The following is a 16,268-nucleotide window of genomic DNA, read 5'->3' as shown; positions in this document are numbered from 1 at the left end:
ACTGTTTGTTTTTGCGCAACTCCGGTGGGAAAACCGTTACACACTTTTCCCGGAATTGCTTTTTGGGCTTGGCCTGAGGGCCAGGAAGGGAAAAATCATGGCGAAAGCGGAAACCGCCGAACTCGTCTTCGTGCCGCTCGGCGGCGTCGGCGAGATCGGCATGAACTTCGCTCTTTACGGCTACGGGCCGCCCAATGCGCGCGAATGGATCGTCATCGATGTCGGAGTGACCTTCCCGGATGCCAGCCTGCCGGGCGTCGACCTGGTGCTGCCCGACACGCGCTTCATCGAGGAGAACCTCGCCAATCTGCGCGGCATCATCATCACGCATGCGCATGAAGACCATTACGGCGCTCTGCTCGACACATGGCCGAAGCTGAAGGCGCCGGTCTGGATGACGCCGTTCAGCGCCGGCCTGCTGGAAGCCAAGCGGCAAGGCGAGCAGGGCGCGCCGAAAATACCGGTCACGATCTACCGGGCGGGCGAAAAATTCACCGTCGGCCCGTTCGAGATCGAAGCCATTCCGGTCGCGCACTCGATTCCCGAGCCGATGTCGCTGGCGATCACCTCGCCGGCAGGCACCGTCATCCATACCGGTGACTGGAAGATCGATCCGGAGCCGACGATCGGGCCGAAGACCGACGAGGCGCGTTTCCGCGCCTATGGCGACAAGGGCGTTCTGGCGCTGATCTGCGATTCGACCAATGCGTTGCGCGAAGGCGATTCGCCTTCGGAAGTGGCTGTGGGCGAGGGCCTCAAGGGCGTCATCCAGGCTGCCAAGGGCCGTGTCGCCGTCACCACATTCTCCTCCAATGTCGGACGCATCGTCTCGATCGCCAAAGCGGCGCGCGATGCCGGACGCCAGTGCCTGGTGCTTGGCCGTTCGCTGAAGCGGGTCATCGATGTGGCCGGCGAACTCGGCTACATGGACGGTCTGCCGGAGTTCATCGCCGAGGAGGATTTCGGTTTCATCCCCCGCGAAAACCTGGTCATCATCTGCACCGGCAGCCAGGGCGAGCCGTTGGCCGCACTGGCCAAGCTGTCGCGCGAAGAGATGAAGTCGGTGTCACTGACGGCAGGCGACACGGTGGTGTTTTCCTCGCGTACCATTCCCGGCAACGAGAAGGCGATCCTCGAGATCAAGAACCGTCTCATCGACCTCGGCGTAAAGATCATAGAGGACGGCGATGCACTGGTGCATGTCTCCGGCCATCCGCGGCGCAGCGAATTGCGCAAGATGTATGAATGGGTGCGCCCGCAGATCGGCGTTCCCGTGCATGGCGAGGCGGCACATCTGGTGGCGCAGGGCTCGCTGATGTCGACATCGGGCATCGGCCAGGTGGCGCAGGTGCGCGACGGCGACATGCTCAGGCTTGCTCCCGGCCCAGCCACCATCATGGATCAGGTGCCGTTCGGTCGTATCTACAAGGATGGCAGACTGATCGGCACCGATCAGGCGATGGGCATCCGTGACCGGCGCAAGCTGTCCTTTGCCGGCCACGTGGCGGTCAATGTCGTGTTGGACGACAAATATGAGCTTGCCGGCGACCCCGACCTGGTCGCCATCGGCGTCGCCGAGGCCGATGGCCGTGGCGAGTCGCTGGAAGACTTGATGATCGATGCGGCAATCGGCGCGGTGGACTCGATCCCCCGTCAGCGCCGAAAAGACCTCGACCTGGTACAAGAAGCAGTGCGGCGCGCCGTGCGCGGCGCCGCCAACGAAGCCTGGGGCAAGAAGCCGCTGGTGACTGTATTCGTCACAAGGTGACGAAAGGGAGTAGGGGAATAGGGGAATAGGGGAATAGGGGAATAGGGGAATAGGGGAATAGGGGAGTAGGAAGAGCAAGCAGCTGATATATCTGTCTTCCCCTACTCCCTTATTCCCCTACTCCCTTACCTGGGAGTGCCAATGCTCGGACGTCTCAACCATGTCGCGCTTGCCGTGCCGGATCTGGCGGCCGCCGTCGCCGCTTATCGCAACACGCTGGGTGCCGAAGTGACCGCGCCGCAGGCGCTGCCGGAGCATGGGGTGACGGTGGTGTTCGTCAATGTCGGCAACACCAAGATCGAACTTCTGGAGCCTTTGGGCGAGGGGTCGCCGATCGCCGCCTTCCTGGAGAAGAACCCCTCCGGCGGCATGCATCACCTTTGCTATGAGGTCGACGACATCCTGGCCGCGCGCGATCAGCTCAAGGCCGCCGGCGCCCGCGTGCTGGGCGACGGCAATTCGAAGATCGGCGCGCACGGCAAGCCGGTGCTGTTCCTGCATCCGAAGGATTTCTTCGGAACGCTGATCGAACTGGAGCAATCATGAGCTGGGTTTCGTTCACCGCCCTGTTTTTCGCGACCTGGTGGGTGGTGCTGTTCGCCGTGCTGCCGTTCAGCGTGAGGACGCAGGACGACGATCGTGACGTGACGCTCGGCACGGTTCCGAGCGCGCCGCGCGGACCTCACATGCTGCGCGCCGTGATCCGCACCACCATCGCCACCGCGATCCTGATGGGCATTTTCTATGGCCTGACGCATGGGCTGGGATACAGCCTCAACGACATCCCGCACATCGTGCCGGAATTCAGCCAAACCCCAGCCAAATAGCCGGTCAAGGCCCAAGAAGATTTGTTCGGCAAAGACGTTTTCATCCGTCGGAACAGCTTGGTTCTAGACAGGAATGCTGTGCCGTTTTGCGGCCGGACGAGCGCTGACGCTAGGTAAGGTGGTTTGGCAACGCATTGCGCTAAGCAGATGATTGCACAAAAAAAATGCAAGGCACGAGGCCTTGCAATTTAAACGCGTCCGATCTGTTTCCGGTTTCCGGCGGCAGCGAGTAACCGCGCCTAGATCGCATCCTCCCAAGACTTTGACCGCGTAGGAGAGCAGATTTTTTTCTACCCTCTCGGTTATCGAGGTACATTAGCCTAAGGCGAATGACAATGTCACGAAGAATTTTGCCTTGAAACGGGCATTCTCGTGCTGCACTGCACAATAGTGTGGCAGGCGTTGCTTGGCGAACGATCATCAAGACGCGCGCGGTGACCGGGAGGCCTTGCGGCGCCGTGGGTCTTCTGGGCGGGCGAAGGACGGTGCGACGCTTCTGATCCCGGCTATCCCGTGCTTTTTGAAAATCGATTGCCGCTTTTCGGGCCGAAGCGTCCGGGTTCCCATTCCGCCTTGAAATGGCTATGAAGCCGGGTCAAGCAAGCCAAAGTCGCGCCGATTCTGACGCGGCCATCCTCACTCACGGACCAGTCCATGCGTTTGTCGCGCTATTTCCTGCCTATCCTCAAAGAAAATCCGCGCGAGGCCGAGATCGTCTCGCACCGGCTGATGCTGCGCGCCGGCATGATCCGCCAGCAGGGGCAGGGCAGTTTCTCGTGGCTGCCACTCGGCAAGCGAGTGCTGGACAAGGTCTGCCGCATTATTCGCGAGGAGCAGAATCGCGCCGGTGCGCTGGAAATCCTGATGCCGACCATCCAGTCGGCCGATCTGTGGCGCGAAAGCGGCCGCTATGACGACTACGGCAAGGAGATGCTGCGCATCAAGGACCGGCAGGACCGCGACATGCTCTACGGCCCGACCAATGAGGAAGTGGTCACCGAGATCGTCCGCGCCTATGTGAAGTCCTACAAGGACCTGCCGCTCAATCTCTACCACATCCAGTGGAAGTTCCGCGACGAAGTGCGGCCGCGCTTCGGCGTCATGCGTTCGCGCGAGTTCCTGATGAAGGACGCCTATTCTTTCGACCTCGACTTCGAGGGCGCCAGGGCGGCCTACAACAGGATGTTCGTGTCCTATCTCCGGACTTTTACGCGCATGGGGCTGCAGGCAATACCGATGCGGGCCGACACCGGGCCGATCGGCGGCGATCTCAGCCATGAATTCATCATCCTGGCCGACACCGGCGAGAGCCAGGTCTATTGCCACCGCGACTATCTTTCGCTCGATGTGCCCGGAGAGAAGACCGACTTCGCCAATGCCGCCGAGATCGGCGATATCGTCAAGACTTGGACGACACCCTACGCGGCCACCGACGAGATGCATGACGAGGCGGCGTGGGAGAAGATCGGCGAGAGCGACAAGGTTTCGGCGCGCGGCATCGAGGTCGGCCACATCTTCCATTTCGGCGATAAATATTCGAAACCCATGGGCGCCAAGGTGACCGGGCCAGACGGCAAGGATCATTTCGTCTCCGGAGGCTCCTATGGCATCGGTCCGTCGCGGCTGGTCGCTGCGATCATCGAAGCCAGCCATGACGACAACGGCATCATCTGGCCGGAGGCGGTGGCGCCGTTCGACATCGGGCTGATCAACATGAAAGCGGGCGACGCCGAGTGCGACCGCGTCTGCGACGAGCTGCATGCCGCTTTCGTCGCCGCCGGCAAGGACGTGCTCTATGACGACACCGACCAGAGGCCCGGCGGCAAGTTCGCCACCGCCGACCTGATCGGCCTGCCCTGGCAAGTGATCGTCGGCCCGCGCGGTGTCGCCGCCGGCGAGATCGAGATCAAGAATCGCAAGACCGGCGAGCGCGAGACGCTGCCGATCGCAGACGTGAAAAAGCGCTTCGGTGTCGCCGCATGAGCGAGGCGGTGGCGGCAAGACCGGTCGGCGCCGGACCCTTTTCCATCTTCGAGCGCATGGTTGCCTGGCGCTATCTGCGTTCGCGGCGCAAGGAGACGGTGATCTCGGTGATCGCCTCGATCTCTTTCCTCGGCATCATGCTGGGCGTCGCCACGCTGATCGTGGTCATGGCGGTGATGAACGGTTTCAGGGCGGAGCTTTTGACGCGCATCCTCGGCGTCAACGGTCACCTGATCGTGCAGCCGCTCGATTCGCCGCTGGAGGACTATGCGCAGGTCGCCAGCCGCATCAACGGTGTAGCAGGCGTCAAATATGCCATCCCGCTGATCGATGGCCAGGTGCTTGCGCAAGGCAATGTCGGCGGCGGAACCGGAGCGCTGGTGCGCGGCATACGCGGCGAGGATCTGAGCAAGATCGCCATCGTTGCCAGCAACATCAAGCAGGGTTCGATCGCCGATTTCGACTCTGGCGAGGGGGTTGCCATCGGCAAGCGCATGGCCGAGAATCTCGGCCTGACGCTTGGCGATACCATCACCTTGATTTCGCCCGACGGCGACGTGACGCCGATCGGCACCACGCCGCGCATGAAGGGCTACAAGATCGCGGCGATCTTCGAAGTCGGCATGTCCGAATATGACACCTCCATCGTCTACATGCCGTTTTCCGAAGCGCAGCTCTATTTCAACATGGATGGGCGGGCGCAGACGATCGAGATCTATGTCGACAATCCAGACGATGTCGATGCGCTGAAACCGAAGGTGGAGGCGGCGGCGCAGCGGCCGATCGACATGGTCGACTGGCGCCAGCGCAACGAGACCTTCTTCTCCGCCCTGCAGGTCGAGCGCAACGTCATGTTCATGATCCTGACGCTGATCGTGCTGGTGGCGGCGCTGAACATCATCTCCGGCCTGATCATGCTGGTGAAGGACAAGGGCCACGACATCGCCATCCTGCGCACCATGGGGGCTTCGCGCGGCGCCATCCTGCGCATCTTCCTGATGACGGGTGCGGCGATCGGCGTGACCGGCACGCTTGCCGGTGTGCTGCTCGGCGTGCTGATCTGCACCAACATCGAATCCATCCGCCAGTTCTTCTCATGGATGACCGGCAAGGTGCTGTTCAATCCTGAACTCTATTTCCTCAGCCAGTTGCCGGCGAAGATGGATCCACGCGAGACCACCTATGTCGTCCTGATGGCGCTCGGCCTGTCCTTCCTGGCAACGGTGTTTCCGGCATGGCGCGCCGCGCGTCTCGATCCGGTCGAAGCCTTGAGGTACGAGTAGTGGCCGAGGTCATTATCGAGCTGAAGAGCGTCGAGCGGCACTATGTCCAGGGGCCGCGCAAGCTCACCATCCTGAACGGCGCCGATTTCTCGCTGAAGCGCGGTGAGATGGTGGCGCTGGTGGCGCCGTCGGGCACCGGCAAGTCGACGCTGCTGCACACTGCCGGCCTGCTGGAGCGTCCCGACGCCGGTGACGTCATCCTGGCCGGCCGTGCCTGCGGGCGGCTTTCCGACGACGAGCGCACGGCGATCCGCCGCAACGATGTCGGCTTCGTCTACCAGTTCCATCACCTGCTGCCGGAATTCTCGGCGCTGGAAAACATCATGATGCCGCAGCTCATCAAAGGGCTGAGCCGCAAGGACGCGGCCGAGCGCGCGGCGCAGCTGCTCGATTACATGCAGATCGGCAAGCGCGCGTCGCACCGGCCGTCCGAACTCTCCGGCGGCGAGCAGCAGCGCGTCGCCATTGCCCGCGCGGTTGCCAATGCGCCGCTGGTGCTGCTGGCGGACGAGCCGACCGGCAATCTCGACCCGGTCACCGCGTCTTATGTGTTCGAGGCACTGGCGGCGCTGGTCAAGCAGTCGGGCCTTGCGGCGCTGATCGCCACCCACAATCACGAACTGGCATCTCGCATGGACCGGCGCGTTACGCTAGCCGACGGCAAAGTGGTGCCGCTTTAGTCTCCGATGTCGTCATCCTAGGGCGGAGCTCCGCGGAGCGGAGCGTAGACCCTAGGATCCATGCCGTTACTTTCGAGACAAATGCAGGGGTCGAGGATATGCGACCTTTATCAGAGCGATAATTCTGCACCGTAGCATCGCCCCTAGGTCACGGCATGGATCCTAGGGTCTGTGCGCGTCGCTCCGCCCCTTGCTCCGCCCTAGGATGACGAAGCAATGGGTGTATTGCCTAATCGCAAAGGCTGCGATCTCCCCACGTGGCACCGTCCGACGCCCATCAACCCTTTCTTAACCCTGCCGATTTGATCGCCCGGAAATTCCGAATGCGGGCGGATCGTGCCGTTGACTTTGAAACAAAATTAGAACAAAATGCGAACATATCAACAACAGGAGAGAGTTATGACCGATCTGGTTCAGGATGTCATCTCACTGGTTTGCATGAGCACCTTTCTCGTTTCCATGGCGATCTGGATCGGAGCCATGTGATTTGGCGGCGTTCGCCGTCGCTGTTCCTGCACGGTCGAAGGCCGTTCCGCCGTTAAGCTTTTCTTGCCGCCGCGACGTTAGGGTGCCTGAAAGACAGGGAGCAACGTCCAAGTGTCGCCCATCGTCACGGCCATTCTCGTGGCCAGCAATCTCGGGCTGATCTTTCTCTTGATGACCGTGCCGCTGGGTCTGCGCACGGTCCGGCTGACCCGTCTGGTGGCAATGGATCGTCAGCGCCTCTGGCAGGCGCTGTGGCCGCTCGGCAGCGATGCCGGCTGGTCCGGTGAGATCCTTTCCGCCGAGGCGCCGGACGGCGAGGGCGTGGCCCGCATCACGCTGTCGTGGGAAGGTCGCGACGGCAAGCCGATCGAACGCAAGTCGCGGTTTGAGGACGTCGTCGAAGGTATCAGCTTCTCGATGCGTGTCATTGAGGACACCGCGCTCGATGCTTCGTTCTGGAAGGACTTTTCCGAAACCGCCGAACTCGTTTCCGAAGGCACCAGCACGCGGGTGACGCTCAGCCAGACCGATCGCTATCGCGGCGTCGCCTTCCTGGTGTTCCGCTATTTCGCCCTGTGCCGCGAACTCTCCAAGCTGCAGCGCTGGGCGCGGACCGGGGAGTATCGCAAGGGCGGTTGGTTCGAGCATCCGTTGAGCCAGGTCGGTTTCGCCGGGCTTTCGGCGCTGATCCTGTGGCCATTCTTCGGCCTTCACTTCGGCGGCCTGGCACTGGCCGCGATCCTCACATCGGTGGTCGCCCTGCATGAGCTTGGCCATATGGCGGCGTTTCGGCTTATGGGCCACAACCGGGCACGGATGATCTTCATTCCGCTGCTCGGCGGCATCGCCATTGGCGGGCGGCCCTATGACAGCCGTTTCGAAGTCGCCTTCGTGGCGCTGATGGGCGCCGGCTTCTCCGCATTCCTGGTGCCGATCGCTATCGCCGCCAGCACCTTTGCCGGCGCTGAAGGACATCGGCTGGCGGCGGCGCTGCTGGCGACCCTGGCCGGCTTTGCCGCACTGTTCAACATCGCCAATCTGGTGCCGGTGTGGAAATTCGACGGCGGTCAGGTGCTGCGCCAGATCTGTCCGGGGCCGGTCGCGCTGGCGCTGGCTTCCTTCTTCCTGCTCTCGGCTTTCCTGGCCGTGGGTTGGCAGGCCGGCTTTTCCTCCAACTTCCTGCTCGCGACGGGAGCGGTGTTTTCGATCCTCAGCCTGCTGACGATGAGCAGCGGAATAAAGCCGCGTCACGAGCTGAAGCCGATCCGCACCATCGACCGCCTCGCCATGGCCGCGGCGTTGCTGGCGGTGTTCGCCATCCATGGCTATGGCGTCCTGTGGGCCTCCGCCCAGCTCATCTGAGGTGTGTTGATATTCAGATGGATGCCGGCCTGTGAATCACACATAGCTTGAGCCGTACCGGATCAGGAAGAATCAGCCGGCCTTGCGCTCGGCTTCGACAGGCAAAGCCGTGGCGGGACCGAACACATCCTCGAAGGCGGATTTCAGCGCCAGGTCAAGATCGGCCATGGTCAGGGGAAGGCCGAGGTCGACGAGGCTGGTGACGCCGTGGTCCTGCACGCCGCAAGGCACGATGCCGCTGAAATGGTCGAGATCGGGCTCGACATTGATGGCGATGCCGTGGAAGCTCACCCAACGCCGCAGCCGAATGCCTATGGCCGCGATCTTGTCCTCCGCCGGCGAGCCGTCCGGCAGGGCAGGGCGATTCGGCCGCACGACCCAGACGCCGACCCGGTCCTCGCGGCGTTCGCCATGCACATTGAAGGCGGCGAGCGTGCCGATGATCCACTGTTCGAGCGCCGCGACGAAGGCGCGGACGTCCTCGCGCCGCCGCTTCAGATCAAGCATGACATAGGCGACCCGCTGGCCCGGCCCATGATAGGTGTATTCGCCGCCGCGTCCCGCCGAAAACACCGGGAAGCGGTCGGCGTCGATCAGATCCTCGCCGCGGGCGCTGGTGCCGGCCGTGTAGAGCGGCGGGTGTTCGACCAGCCAGACCATCTCGCCGGCGGCCCCGCTGCGGATCGCCTCGGCGCGCGCCTTCATGAAGGCAAGTGCTTCGGGATAGGCGGTAAGGCCGGGCTCGATCAGCCATTCGACCGGTGCTGAACCGGGGAGCGGCAGGAACGACGTGGCGATCTGGCTGCGTTCGGGCATGGCGTATCGTCTTTTCGCTTATGCATGTCGCGTCCCAAAACCGCGCCGCACCTTTGGGTGACATCAACCTGCCTTCCATATGGCGACATTAGGCGCAAACGTCCAGTTCCGGGGCTGCATTCGAGCCCTGTGGAGCATTATGCCAATCGCCTGACATTATTGCTTGCCGTGCACTTGTTTCGCCGGAAACGATTTGCTACACGCCGCGAGCCGGTCGGTTCCGGCTCTACCACGTGCGGTCGTGGCGGAATTGGTAGACGCGCAGCGTTGAGGTCGCTGTGGGGCAACCCGTGGAAGTTCGAGTCTTCTCGACCGCACCATTCTCTTCCCAGAGTCCGATTTGTACCGGTCTCGCCCGCTGCGGGCCGGGCGCATTTCGTTTGATATTCCCGCACTTTACGCCACTTTCTTTCTGAGCATCGGATTCTCCCAAAACCGGTTTCCCCTTTTGGGTCCGATGCTCTAGACCTGATTTGCACCTTTTCCGGGATTCTTGTGGCGGGAGGCGCTGGTGGAAGGCGAGCACGAACGGACGACCGGCGCCAGGGCCGCCGAGGACAACCACGCCGATATCTATGGCGAGGACGGCGCCGTGCTTTCGTCCTTCCTGGCGCGGATTGGCGCGGCGATCGCAGACCGCGACACGCTGACCCTCAAGCATGAAGTCGACGACCTGCACCAGTCGGAACTCGGCGACCTGCTCGAGGCGCTGCATCCCGAACAGCGCCGCGCGCTGGTCGAACTCCTGGGCGCCGATTTCGACTTCTCCTCGCTGACGGAGGTCGACGAGGCGATCCGTATGGAGATCGTCGACAATCTGCCCAATGCGCAGATCGCGCAGGCGGTGCAGGAGCTCGATTCCGACGACGCCGTCTACATTCTCGAGGATCTCGACCAGGAAGACCAGGACGAGATCCTGTCGCAACTGCCGTTCACCGAGCGGATCAGGCTGCGCCGCTCGCTTGATTATCCCGAAGAGACGGCCGGCCGCCGCATGCAGACCGAGTTCGTCGCGGTTCCGCCGTTCTGGACGATCGGCCAGACCATCGACTACATGCGCGAGGACAACAACCTTCCCGAGCGCTTCAGCCAGATCTTCGTCATCGATCCGACCTTCAAGCTGCTCGGCGCCATCGACCTCGACCAGATCCTGAGGACCAAGCGTTCGGTCAAGGTCGAGGAAGTGATGCACGAGACGCGGCACGCCATTCCGGCCACCATGGACCAGGAAGAGGCTGCGCGGGAATTCGAGCAGTACGATCTTTTGTCGGCCGCAGTCGTCGACGAGAACGAACGGCTGGTTGGCGTTCTGACCATCGACGATGTCGTCGACGTCATCCAGCAGGAGGCCGAGGAAGATTTGATGCGCATGGGCGGCGTCGGCGACGAAGAGCTTTCCGACAGCATCTTTTCGACCTCGCGATCACGCGTTCCGTGGTTGCTTATCAACCTTCTGACCGCGTTCCTGGCGGCGTCGGTGATCAGCCTGTTCGACCGCACGATCGAACATATCGTCGCACTGGCGGTGCTGATGCCGATCGTCGCAGGCATGGGCGGCAATGCCGGCTCGCAAACCATGACCGTCACCGTGCGGGCGTTGGCGACCAGGGATCTCGACATCTACAATGCCGGCCGCATCATTCGCCGCGAGATGGGTGTCGGCTTCATCAACGGCATCGTCTTCGCCATCCTGATCGGCATCGTTGCGGCAGCCTGGTTCCGTGACCCCAATCTGGGCGGCATCATCGCGGCGGCGATGATCATCAACATGTTCGTGGCCGCCCTGGCCGGCATCCTGATTCCGCTGCTGCTCGATCGTTTCAAGATCGATCCGGCGGTCGCTTCGGCGGTCTTCGTCACCACGGTTACCGACGTCGTCGGTTTCTTTGCATTTCTCGGCATCGCCACGTGGTGGTTCGGTGTGCCCTGAAGGCACGCCTTTTGGCTTAATTGACTTTTACGTAAATGCCGTGCGAGGCTTGCGCGGGGCGCCATGTCGATTCCGGCATGGCATGGGTTTTGGTTCGGGACATAAGGGTGACGCCGGCATGGCGATCGCCCCTTGGTTTCGGCGTGCGGGAGTGGCAATGCGAGAATATTATTCGATCACCGAGTTGACCCGTGAGTTCGATGTGTCGACGCGGACGCTGCGCTTTTACGAGGACGAAGGGCTGGTGCAGCCGGTGCGGCGTGGCCGCACGCGGCTGTTTCGCCCCTCCGACCGCCACCTCATCCGTCAGATCATGCGCGGCAAGAGGCTTGGTTTCTCGATCAACGAAATCCGCGAAATCATCCAGATGTACAGGGAGCCGCCCGGCGAAGTCGGCCAGCTCAACCTGATGATCAAGCGCATCGAGGAAAAGCGCGAGGATCTCCGGCAGAAGCGCCGCGACCTCGAGGAGACGCTGGCTGAACTCGACCAGGCCGAGGAGTCTTGTGTGGAGCGGCTGGTCGAGCTTGGCGTGAATACCTGAGCGGACTGGATTCTATCGCGCGTTAGCGTTCGGAATGAGCGGAAACGTCTATTCCTTCTGCAATGCACCGCGACGGCGCAGAACTTTGCTCCGCTGCACTCCTAGACCGAGGTCACGGCATGGATCCTAGGGTCTCCGCGACGGAGCTGCGCTCCTGCTTCGCCCTAGGATGACGAAGTTCGCAAGACTTAGGCTAATCGCCGAAGTGTGCACCTGTCAAAACCTCTCCGCGATGGAAACCGGAGCGCCAGCTCAAATCCAGCGGCGCACGCGTTTCGCGTAGTCGCGGTATTTCTTGCCGAATTTTGCCGCCAGCATCTTTTCCTCGCCTTCGATCGCCATTTTTTGCGTGGCATAGGCGGCGATGAAGGCGAGCGGCAGGAACCACACGATGCCCGAGACAAAGGCGACGCCGATCAACAGCAGGGTGTTGGCCAGATACATCGGATTGCGGGTGATGCCGAAGGGACCCGTGGTGACCAGGTGATCGGGCACAGCGTTCGGGTTCAGCGTGGTCTTGGCGCGGACCATGGTGCGGATCGCGGTGACCCAGAGCGCTGCAACGGCAAGCAGCACCACCCAGCCGGCGGCGAAAAGAATGTCGCCCAGGAGGTCACCGATCCAGGGCAGGGGATAGAGCAGGCCCAGCGCGATGCTGATGGCGATGGCGGCGGTGTAGATCAGCGGCGGCCACGGTATGAGCCCCGGCTTCGGCTGGTTCTCGGTCATTTGACCCCTTCCTCCATCAACTTGCTGTCCGTCTTGGCGGTACACATGCCGGCGAGATCGGACAGATGCGTCTTCCATTCCGCAGTCTGGTCGTTGTTGTAGAGCCGATCAAGCGTCGCCTCGCCCTCGAGCGTATCGAGCATGCAGACACAGTAGCTCGTACAGAACTCGGTGTCGCGCGACTGCTCGCAGGACAGCTGGCAGGTTTTGAGGAAATTCACCTGCGGGGTTTCGACCTGCGCCGGCATGATCTGCGAGAACAGCCAGACGCAGCCGATCAGCAATGGCTGGTGGATCAGGTAGAACGCCAGGCTGTGCCGGCCGATAAAGACCAGCGGGTTGGCCCAGCGACCGGGCGCCAATTCGGCAAGCCGGGTAAGCACGCCTGAACCGGCGGCGAGTTTCGTCACCGCGATGCCCGCAAGCACGGCGCCGAACCATGGAAACAACGGAACGTAGTCGTTGGAGCGTGGATTGTTCGCCGACAGGCCTACCCACCACAGCCATGGGTGATCGAACGCCTCGAGGCGCAGATAGACAGGCGCCGCAATGACGAGCGCGGCGACGACAAGCGTCAGCAGTGCCGGCAGCCGCAGAAAGGCGAGGCCGAGCAGGCTGGCCAGCGCGATCTCGTGCAAAATGCCGAAGAAGATGAATCCATCCGGCGTGGCGATACGGGTGACGACCGATATCGCGATCGCGGCTCCGGCGACCATGGCGAACCGCTTCCAGAAGCCGTTCCAGCGGATTTGTCGGCCATGGGCGAGATACAGGCTGACGCCGACCAGGAACAGGAAGGTCGAAGCGATGCCGCGCGCGTAGATCTTCCACCAGCCGAAGGCGGTCAGGCCGGGATCGGTGTAGCCGAAGAACTCCAGGTCCCAGGTGAAATGGTAGCTTGCCATGGCGATCAGCGCGATGCCGCGCACGATGTCGATGGCGACGATGCGCTTTGGTCGATCCTGAACGGGTGCGGTCGGCGTTTGGATGCTCATGGTCTCGCATTCTGATTCAGCCCCGCTGGAGGACTATCACGGTTGCCCCGCACAAAAGAAGACCGGCAATCCTGCCGATAACGCCGGATCGGCCGCGGCATTGGGCCAGTGCCGGGAAGCCTTTGGCCGGCTTCGCTTTTGCCGGATGCACGTCGGTTTCCTCTTATTGGCACTGGGGTCGCCACGTCAGATTTCACCCGGTGAATCTGCTTCGGGGAAAGCAATGTCCACCCATATGCGCCATCCGATCTGGCTGCCGGCTCTCAAGGCCGCGGACGCGCGCACCTTCGCGTCGCTCTATGCGGTTGAATCCTTCGCCCGCGCCACGGTGTCGAGCGTCATCCCGATCCAGGCCTACGAGATACTGCACAACGAGCAGATCGTGTCGATGCTCTACACAGTCGTGGCGATGCTCGGCCTGTCGGTGACATTGTTCATGCCAATGCTGATCCGCCGCTTTGCCCGCCGCTGGGTCTACACATCAGGCGCCTGCCTGCTGGCCGTCGGCTCGCTGTTCTTCGTCACCGACACGCTTGCCGGGCAACTGGCCGGCATGCTGTGCCGGGTGATGGGCGCCAGCGCGCTGTCGATCACGCTCAACCTCTACATCATGGACCACATCCGCAAGACCGACTTCATGCAGGCCGAATCGCTGCGCATGGCGTGGTCGATGCTGGCCTGGACCGGTGGGCCGACGCTCGGCATCTTCCTCTACACGCGCTTCGGCATCTATGCCGCGCATGGTGCGGTCGCGGTGTTCGCGTTTGCCCTGCTGGCGCTGTTCTGGACCTACCGCCTCGGCGACAACCAGTCCATCCGTCCGGGCAAGACGCGCCCTGTCAATCCGCTCGCCAATATCGGCCGTTTCGTCGCGCAGCCCAGGCTCAGACTGGCCTGGCTGATTGCCTTCGGCCGCTCCTGCTTCTGGACGACGTTCTTCGTCTATGGGCCGCTGTTCATGGTCATCACGGGCGAGGGCAAGCTGGCCGGTGGCCTGCTGGTTTCGGCCGGCAACGCGCTGTTGTTCATGGCGATTTTCTGGGGCAAGGCAGGAAAGCGCTTTGGTGGCCGCGGAACCATGACATTTGCCTATTTCGCCATGTCAGCCGCGCTGCTGGCGGCGGGCTTCGTCGGCGAAACCGTGCCGTTGCTTACCGGCGCCTTCCTGCTCTGTGGTGCCTTCTTCACCATTGCGCTCGACGCCCTCGGCTCGACCGCCTTCATGCGCTCGGTGCGCTCCTATGAAAGATCTCAGATGGCAGCGGTCTACCGCACCTATCTCGACTTTTCCGAGTTGACGCCGCCGCTGGTCTATTCGGTGGCGCTGGCCTTCTTCGGCCTGGGCTCGGTGTTCGTCACGCTCGGCCTGCTGGCGGCGGTCTGCGGCTTTGTGACGTGGCGCTATCTGCCGAAATCACTTTGACCTTCATGGCGCATTCGCAATGGTCACCGGCGGAATTTGGTTTGCCGGAGGCGAGGATTCTGCCTATAGTCGCCGGTGTCGTCGGTTCCATTTTGGAGCCAAGAGGGAATGCGGTGAGGGCGAGTTTTTGCCCAATGCCGTGGCTGCCCCCGCAACTGTGTGCGGTAGTCCTCTCCATATGCCACTGAAGATTTTTTCTTCGGGAAGGTGGGGAAGGACGCTGATCCGCGAGCCAGGAGACCTGCCGGCGACAGGAAACTGACTTCGATGCCCTCGGGTGGAGGGCGAAAGGACAAGACATGACTACCGCTTCCGTCTCCCTCGGCGCCTCCGTCTCCTCGCAGTCGCGCTTCATGCAGCTCGCGCTTGCCGCGCTGCTCGGCATTTTCGTGATGGGCTTTGTCGGCTTCTCGCATATCGATGCGGTCCACAATGCGGCTCACGACTATCGCCATTCGATGGCGTTTCCCTGCCACTGACGAGGATTTGACATCATGAATCTGTTTCGCAACGTCGTGTTCATCGCGGCGATCGCAGGGCTCGTGGCCGGCGTCGTCCTCGCCTGCCTGCAGGCCTATGCCACCGTGCCGCTGATCCTGAAGGCGGAAGTTTACGAACAGGCGGGCGGCGGGCATCACCATGACCATGGCGCTCCGGCCGCAACGGATAGCAATGCCATGAGCACAACTGCTCCGGCGGGAGATGCGATGAGCTCTGCTGCCCCGGCTGCGGCGGAAGCCGCTCCGGCAGACGAAGGTTGGGCGCCGGCAGACGGTTTCGAGCGTTTCGCCTTCAGCGTGCTTGCCAACATCGTCACCGGCATCGGCTTCGCGTTGATCCTGGTCGCGGTTTCCGAATTCGCTGGCGGCATCGGTGGTTGGCGCCAGGGCGTATTCTGGGGCCTTGCCGGCTTTGCCGTGTTCACGCTGGCGCCGGGCCTCGGCCTGCCGCCGGAACTGCCGGCCATGCCGGCCGCCGATCTCACCCAGCGCCAGATCTGGTGGTGGGCGACGGTGGCGGCAACCGCTGCCGGTCTCGGCCTGATCGCCTTTCGCAAGTCGCTGCCGCTGGCGATCCTTGCCGTCCTTTTGATCGTCGCACCCCATGTTGTCGGTGCACCGCAGCCGGACAGTTACGAGACGGCGATTCCGGAAGGGCTGCATCACCAGTTCGTGGTGGCGGTGACCGTGACCAATCTGGTGTTCTGGCTGGTGCTCGGCGCGGTCGTCGGCGTGATGCGCGGCCGCTTCACCGGTACCGCGACCAGTCTGCGCGACAGCTTTGCCTGATCGCAAGCTGACCTTTCTCATCGGCGGTGGGCGCACCCGGCAGAGCCCGCCCCCCCCCAACAAGGCGGCCCCCGAGACCCCGCCCCGGGACCATATAGCCCCCGCGCCAGCCGGGGGTGACGAACTTCGTGGGCGCCACGCCCGGCACCCGGG

General features: G+C 62.6%; 15 protein-coding genes, 1 tRNA gene and 1 riboswitch. Of the genes, 13 read left to right on the top strand and 3 right to left on the bottom strand.

What is annotated here, in order from left to right:
• The first annotated feature begins 97 nt into the window (after positions 1 to 97).
• The 7 genes from NKJ04_RS08625 to NKJ04_RS08595 all read left to right on the top strand — a co-directional run bounded on the left by NKJ04_RS08625 (position 98) and on the right by NKJ04_RS08595 (position 8,389).
• Positions 98 to 1,768 (top strand): ribonuclease J, encoded by a 1,671-nt coding sequence (locus NKJ04_RS08625; protein WP_352674346.1) that lies wholly within the window; start codon positions 98 to 100, stop codon positions 1,766 to 1,768.
• A gap of 141 nt (positions 1,769 to 1,909) precedes the next feature.
• The gene (gene mce / locus NKJ04_RS08620; protein ID WP_352439833.1) at positions 1,910 to 2,314 is read left to right on the top strand and encodes a methylmalonyl-CoA epimerase; all 405 of its coding nucleotides are present in this window, start codon (positions 1,910 to 1,912) and stop codon (positions 2,312 to 2,314) included.
• Positions 2,311 to 2,595, top strand: a complete 285-nt coding sequence (locus NKJ04_RS08615; RefSeq protein WP_023812375.1) for a DUF1467 family protein — start codon at positions 2,311 to 2,313, stop codon at positions 2,593 to 2,595. The genes mce and NKJ04_RS08615 overlap by 4 nt, the downstream gene beginning before the upstream one ends.
• Before the next feature lie 654 nt (positions 2,596 to 3,249).
• Positions 3,250 to 4,578 (top strand): proline--tRNA ligase, encoded by a 1,329-nt coding sequence (gene proS / locus NKJ04_RS08610; protein ID WP_127272306.1) that lies wholly within the window; start codon positions 3,250 to 3,252, stop codon positions 4,576 to 4,578.
• Complete coding sequence (locus NKJ04_RS08605; protein WP_127293254.1) at positions 4,575 to 5,861, top strand: lipoprotein-releasing ABC transporter permease subunit; 1,287 nt, start codon at positions 4,575 to 4,577, stop codon at positions 5,859 to 5,861. Before proS ends, NKJ04_RS08605 begins: the two co-directional genes overlap by 4 nt.
• Complete coding sequence (locus tag NKJ04_RS08600) at positions 5,813 to 6,541, top strand: ABC transporter ATP-binding protein (RefSeq protein WP_206535279.1); 729 nt, start codon at positions 5,813 to 5,815, stop codon at positions 6,539 to 6,541. The genes NKJ04_RS08605 and NKJ04_RS08600 overlap by 49 nt, the downstream gene beginning before the upstream one ends.
• A gap of 597 nt (positions 6,542 to 7,138) precedes the next feature.
• Positions 7,139 to 8,389: a site-2 protease family protein gene (locus NKJ04_RS08595; protein WP_352674344.1), complete on the top strand. Its 1,251-nt coding sequence runs from the start codon at positions 7,139 to 7,141 to the stop codon at positions 8,387 to 8,389.
• Between the two features lie 72 nt (positions 8,390 to 8,461).
• Here the strand turns inward: NKJ04_RS08595 and lipB are convergent, their stop codons facing one another.
• Positions 8,462 to 9,205, bottom strand: a complete 744-nt coding sequence (gene lipB / locus NKJ04_RS08590) for a lipoyl(octanoyl) transferase LipB (RefSeq protein WP_352612449.1) — start codon at positions 9,203 to 9,205, stop codon at positions 8,462 to 8,464.
• 235 nt (positions 9,206 to 9,440) lie between these two features.
• On the opposite strand from lipB, the gene NKJ04_RS08585 reads away from it, so the two are divergent.
• The 3 genes from NKJ04_RS08585 (at position 9,441) to NKJ04_RS08575 (ending at position 11,679) form a co-directional block, all read left to right on the top strand.
• Positions 9,441 to 9,525, top strand: a tRNA-Leu gene (locus NKJ04_RS08585).
• Positions 9,526 to 9,716: 191 nt separating this feature from the next.
• Positions 9,717 to 11,135 (top strand): magnesium transporter, encoded by a 1,419-nt coding sequence (mgtE, locus tag NKJ04_RS08580; RefSeq protein WP_352439837.1) that lies wholly within the window; start codon positions 9,717 to 9,719, stop codon positions 11,133 to 11,135.
• Positions 11,136 to 11,292: 157 nt separating this feature from the next.
• Entirely contained in the window at positions 11,293 to 11,679 is a 387-nt protein-coding gene (locus NKJ04_RS08575) for a MerR family transcriptional regulator (RefSeq protein WP_027034793.1), read from the top strand.
• Positions 11,680 to 11,931: 252 nt separating this feature from the next.
• Here the strand turns inward: NKJ04_RS08575 and NKJ04_RS08570 are convergent, their stop codons facing one another.
• Positions 11,932 to 12,408, bottom strand: a complete 477-nt coding sequence (locus NKJ04_RS08570) for a methyltransferase family protein (protein ID WP_023812367.1) — start codon at positions 12,406 to 12,408, stop codon at positions 11,932 to 11,934.
• Positions 12,405 to 13,403 (bottom strand): heparan-alpha-glucosaminide N-acetyltransferase, encoded by a 999-nt coding sequence (locus NKJ04_RS08565; RefSeq protein ID WP_352439838.1) that lies wholly within the window; start codon positions 13,401 to 13,403, stop codon positions 12,405 to 12,407. The genes NKJ04_RS08570 and NKJ04_RS08565 overlap by 4 nt, the downstream gene beginning before the upstream one ends.
• A 223-nt stretch (positions 13,404 to 13,626) precedes the next feature.
• Between NKJ04_RS08565 and NKJ04_RS08560 the strand changes: the two genes are divergently transcribed.
• The 3 genes from NKJ04_RS08560 to NKJ04_RS08550 all read left to right on the top strand — a co-directional run bounded on the left by NKJ04_RS08560 (position 13,627) and on the right by NKJ04_RS08550 (position 16,115).
• Positions 13,627 to 14,826: an MFS transporter gene (locus tag NKJ04_RS08560; protein WP_352674343.1), complete on the top strand. Its 1,200-nt coding sequence runs from the start codon at positions 13,627 to 13,629 to the stop codon at positions 14,824 to 14,826.
• Positions 14,827 to 14,882: 56 nt separating this feature from the next.
• Positions 14,883 to 15,089: riboswitch (cobalamin riboswitch) on the top strand.
• Positions 15,090 to 15,125: 36 nt separating this feature from the next.
• Complete coding sequence (locus NKJ04_RS08555; protein ID WP_013531117.1) at positions 15,126 to 15,305, top strand: CbtB domain-containing protein; 180 nt, start codon at positions 15,126 to 15,128, stop codon at positions 15,303 to 15,305.
• A gap of 15 nt (positions 15,306 to 15,320) precedes the next feature.
• Complete coding sequence (locus tag NKJ04_RS08550) at positions 15,321 to 16,115, top strand: CbtA family protein (protein ID WP_352674342.1); 795 nt, start codon at positions 15,321 to 15,323, stop codon at positions 16,113 to 16,115.
• Positions 16,116 to 16,268 lie beyond the last annotated feature (153 nt).

Source organism: Mesorhizobium sp. M0618, assembly GCF_040320765.1.
In the GTDB taxonomy this organism is placed as follows: Bacteria; Pseudomonadota; Alphaproteobacteria; order Rhizobiales; family Rhizobiaceae; genus Mesorhizobium.
The sequence above is the reverse complement of the archived record's forward strand: the minus strand, read 5'-3'. Positions and strand labels throughout refer to the sequence as shown.

Bases quoted from the DNA above. Each gene is read 5' to 3' on its own strand.
- NKJ04_RS08625 (WP_352674346.1), top strand. From the start codon at position 98: ATGGCGAAAGCGGAAACCGCCGAACTCGTCTTCGTGCCGCTCGGCGGC.
- NKJ04_RS08565 (WP_352439838.1), bottom strand. From the start codon at position 13,403: ATGAGCATCCAAACGCCGACCGCACCCGTTCAGGATCGACCAAAGCGC.
- NKJ04_RS08570 (WP_023812367.1), bottom strand. From the start codon at position 12,408: ATGACCGAGAACCAGCCGAAGCCGGGGCTCATACCGTGGCCGCCGCTG.
- mce (WP_352439833.1), top strand. From the start codon at position 1,910: ATGCTCGGACGTCTCAACCATGTCGCGCTTGCCGTGCCGGATCTGGCG.
- NKJ04_RS08615 (WP_023812375.1), top strand. From the start codon at position 2,311: ATGAGCTGGGTTTCGTTCACCGCCCTGTTTTTCGCGACCTGGTGGGTG.
- NKJ04_RS08575 (WP_027034793.1), top strand. From the start codon at position 11,293: ATGCGAGAATATTATTCGATCACCGAGTTGACCCGTGAGTTCGATGTG.
- NKJ04_RS08550 (WP_352674342.1), top strand. From the start codon at position 15,321: ATGAATCTGTTTCGCAACGTCGTGTTCATCGCGGCGATCGCAGGGCTC.
- lipB (WP_352612449.1), bottom strand. From the start codon at position 9,205: ATGCCCGAACGCAGCCAGATCGCCACGTCGTTCCTGCCGCTCCCCGGT.
- NKJ04_RS08555 (WP_013531117.1), top strand. From the start codon at position 15,126: ATGACTACCGCTTCCGTCTCCCTCGGCGCCTCCGTCTCCTCGCAGTCG.
- proS (WP_127272306.1), top strand. From the start codon at position 3,250: ATGCGTTTGTCGCGCTATTTCCTGCCTATCCTCAAAGAAAATCCGCGC.
- NKJ04_RS08600 (WP_206535279.1), top strand. From the start codon at position 5,813: ATGGCGCGCCGCGCGTCTCGATCCGGTCGAAGCCTTGAGGTACGAGTA.
- NKJ04_RS08560 (WP_352674343.1), top strand. From the start codon at position 13,627: ATGTCCACCCATATGCGCCATCCGATCTGGCTGCCGGCTCTCAAGGCC.
- NKJ04_RS08605 (WP_127293254.1), top strand. From the start codon at position 4,575: ATGAGCGAGGCGGTGGCGGCAAGACCGGTCGGCGCCGGACCCTTTTCC.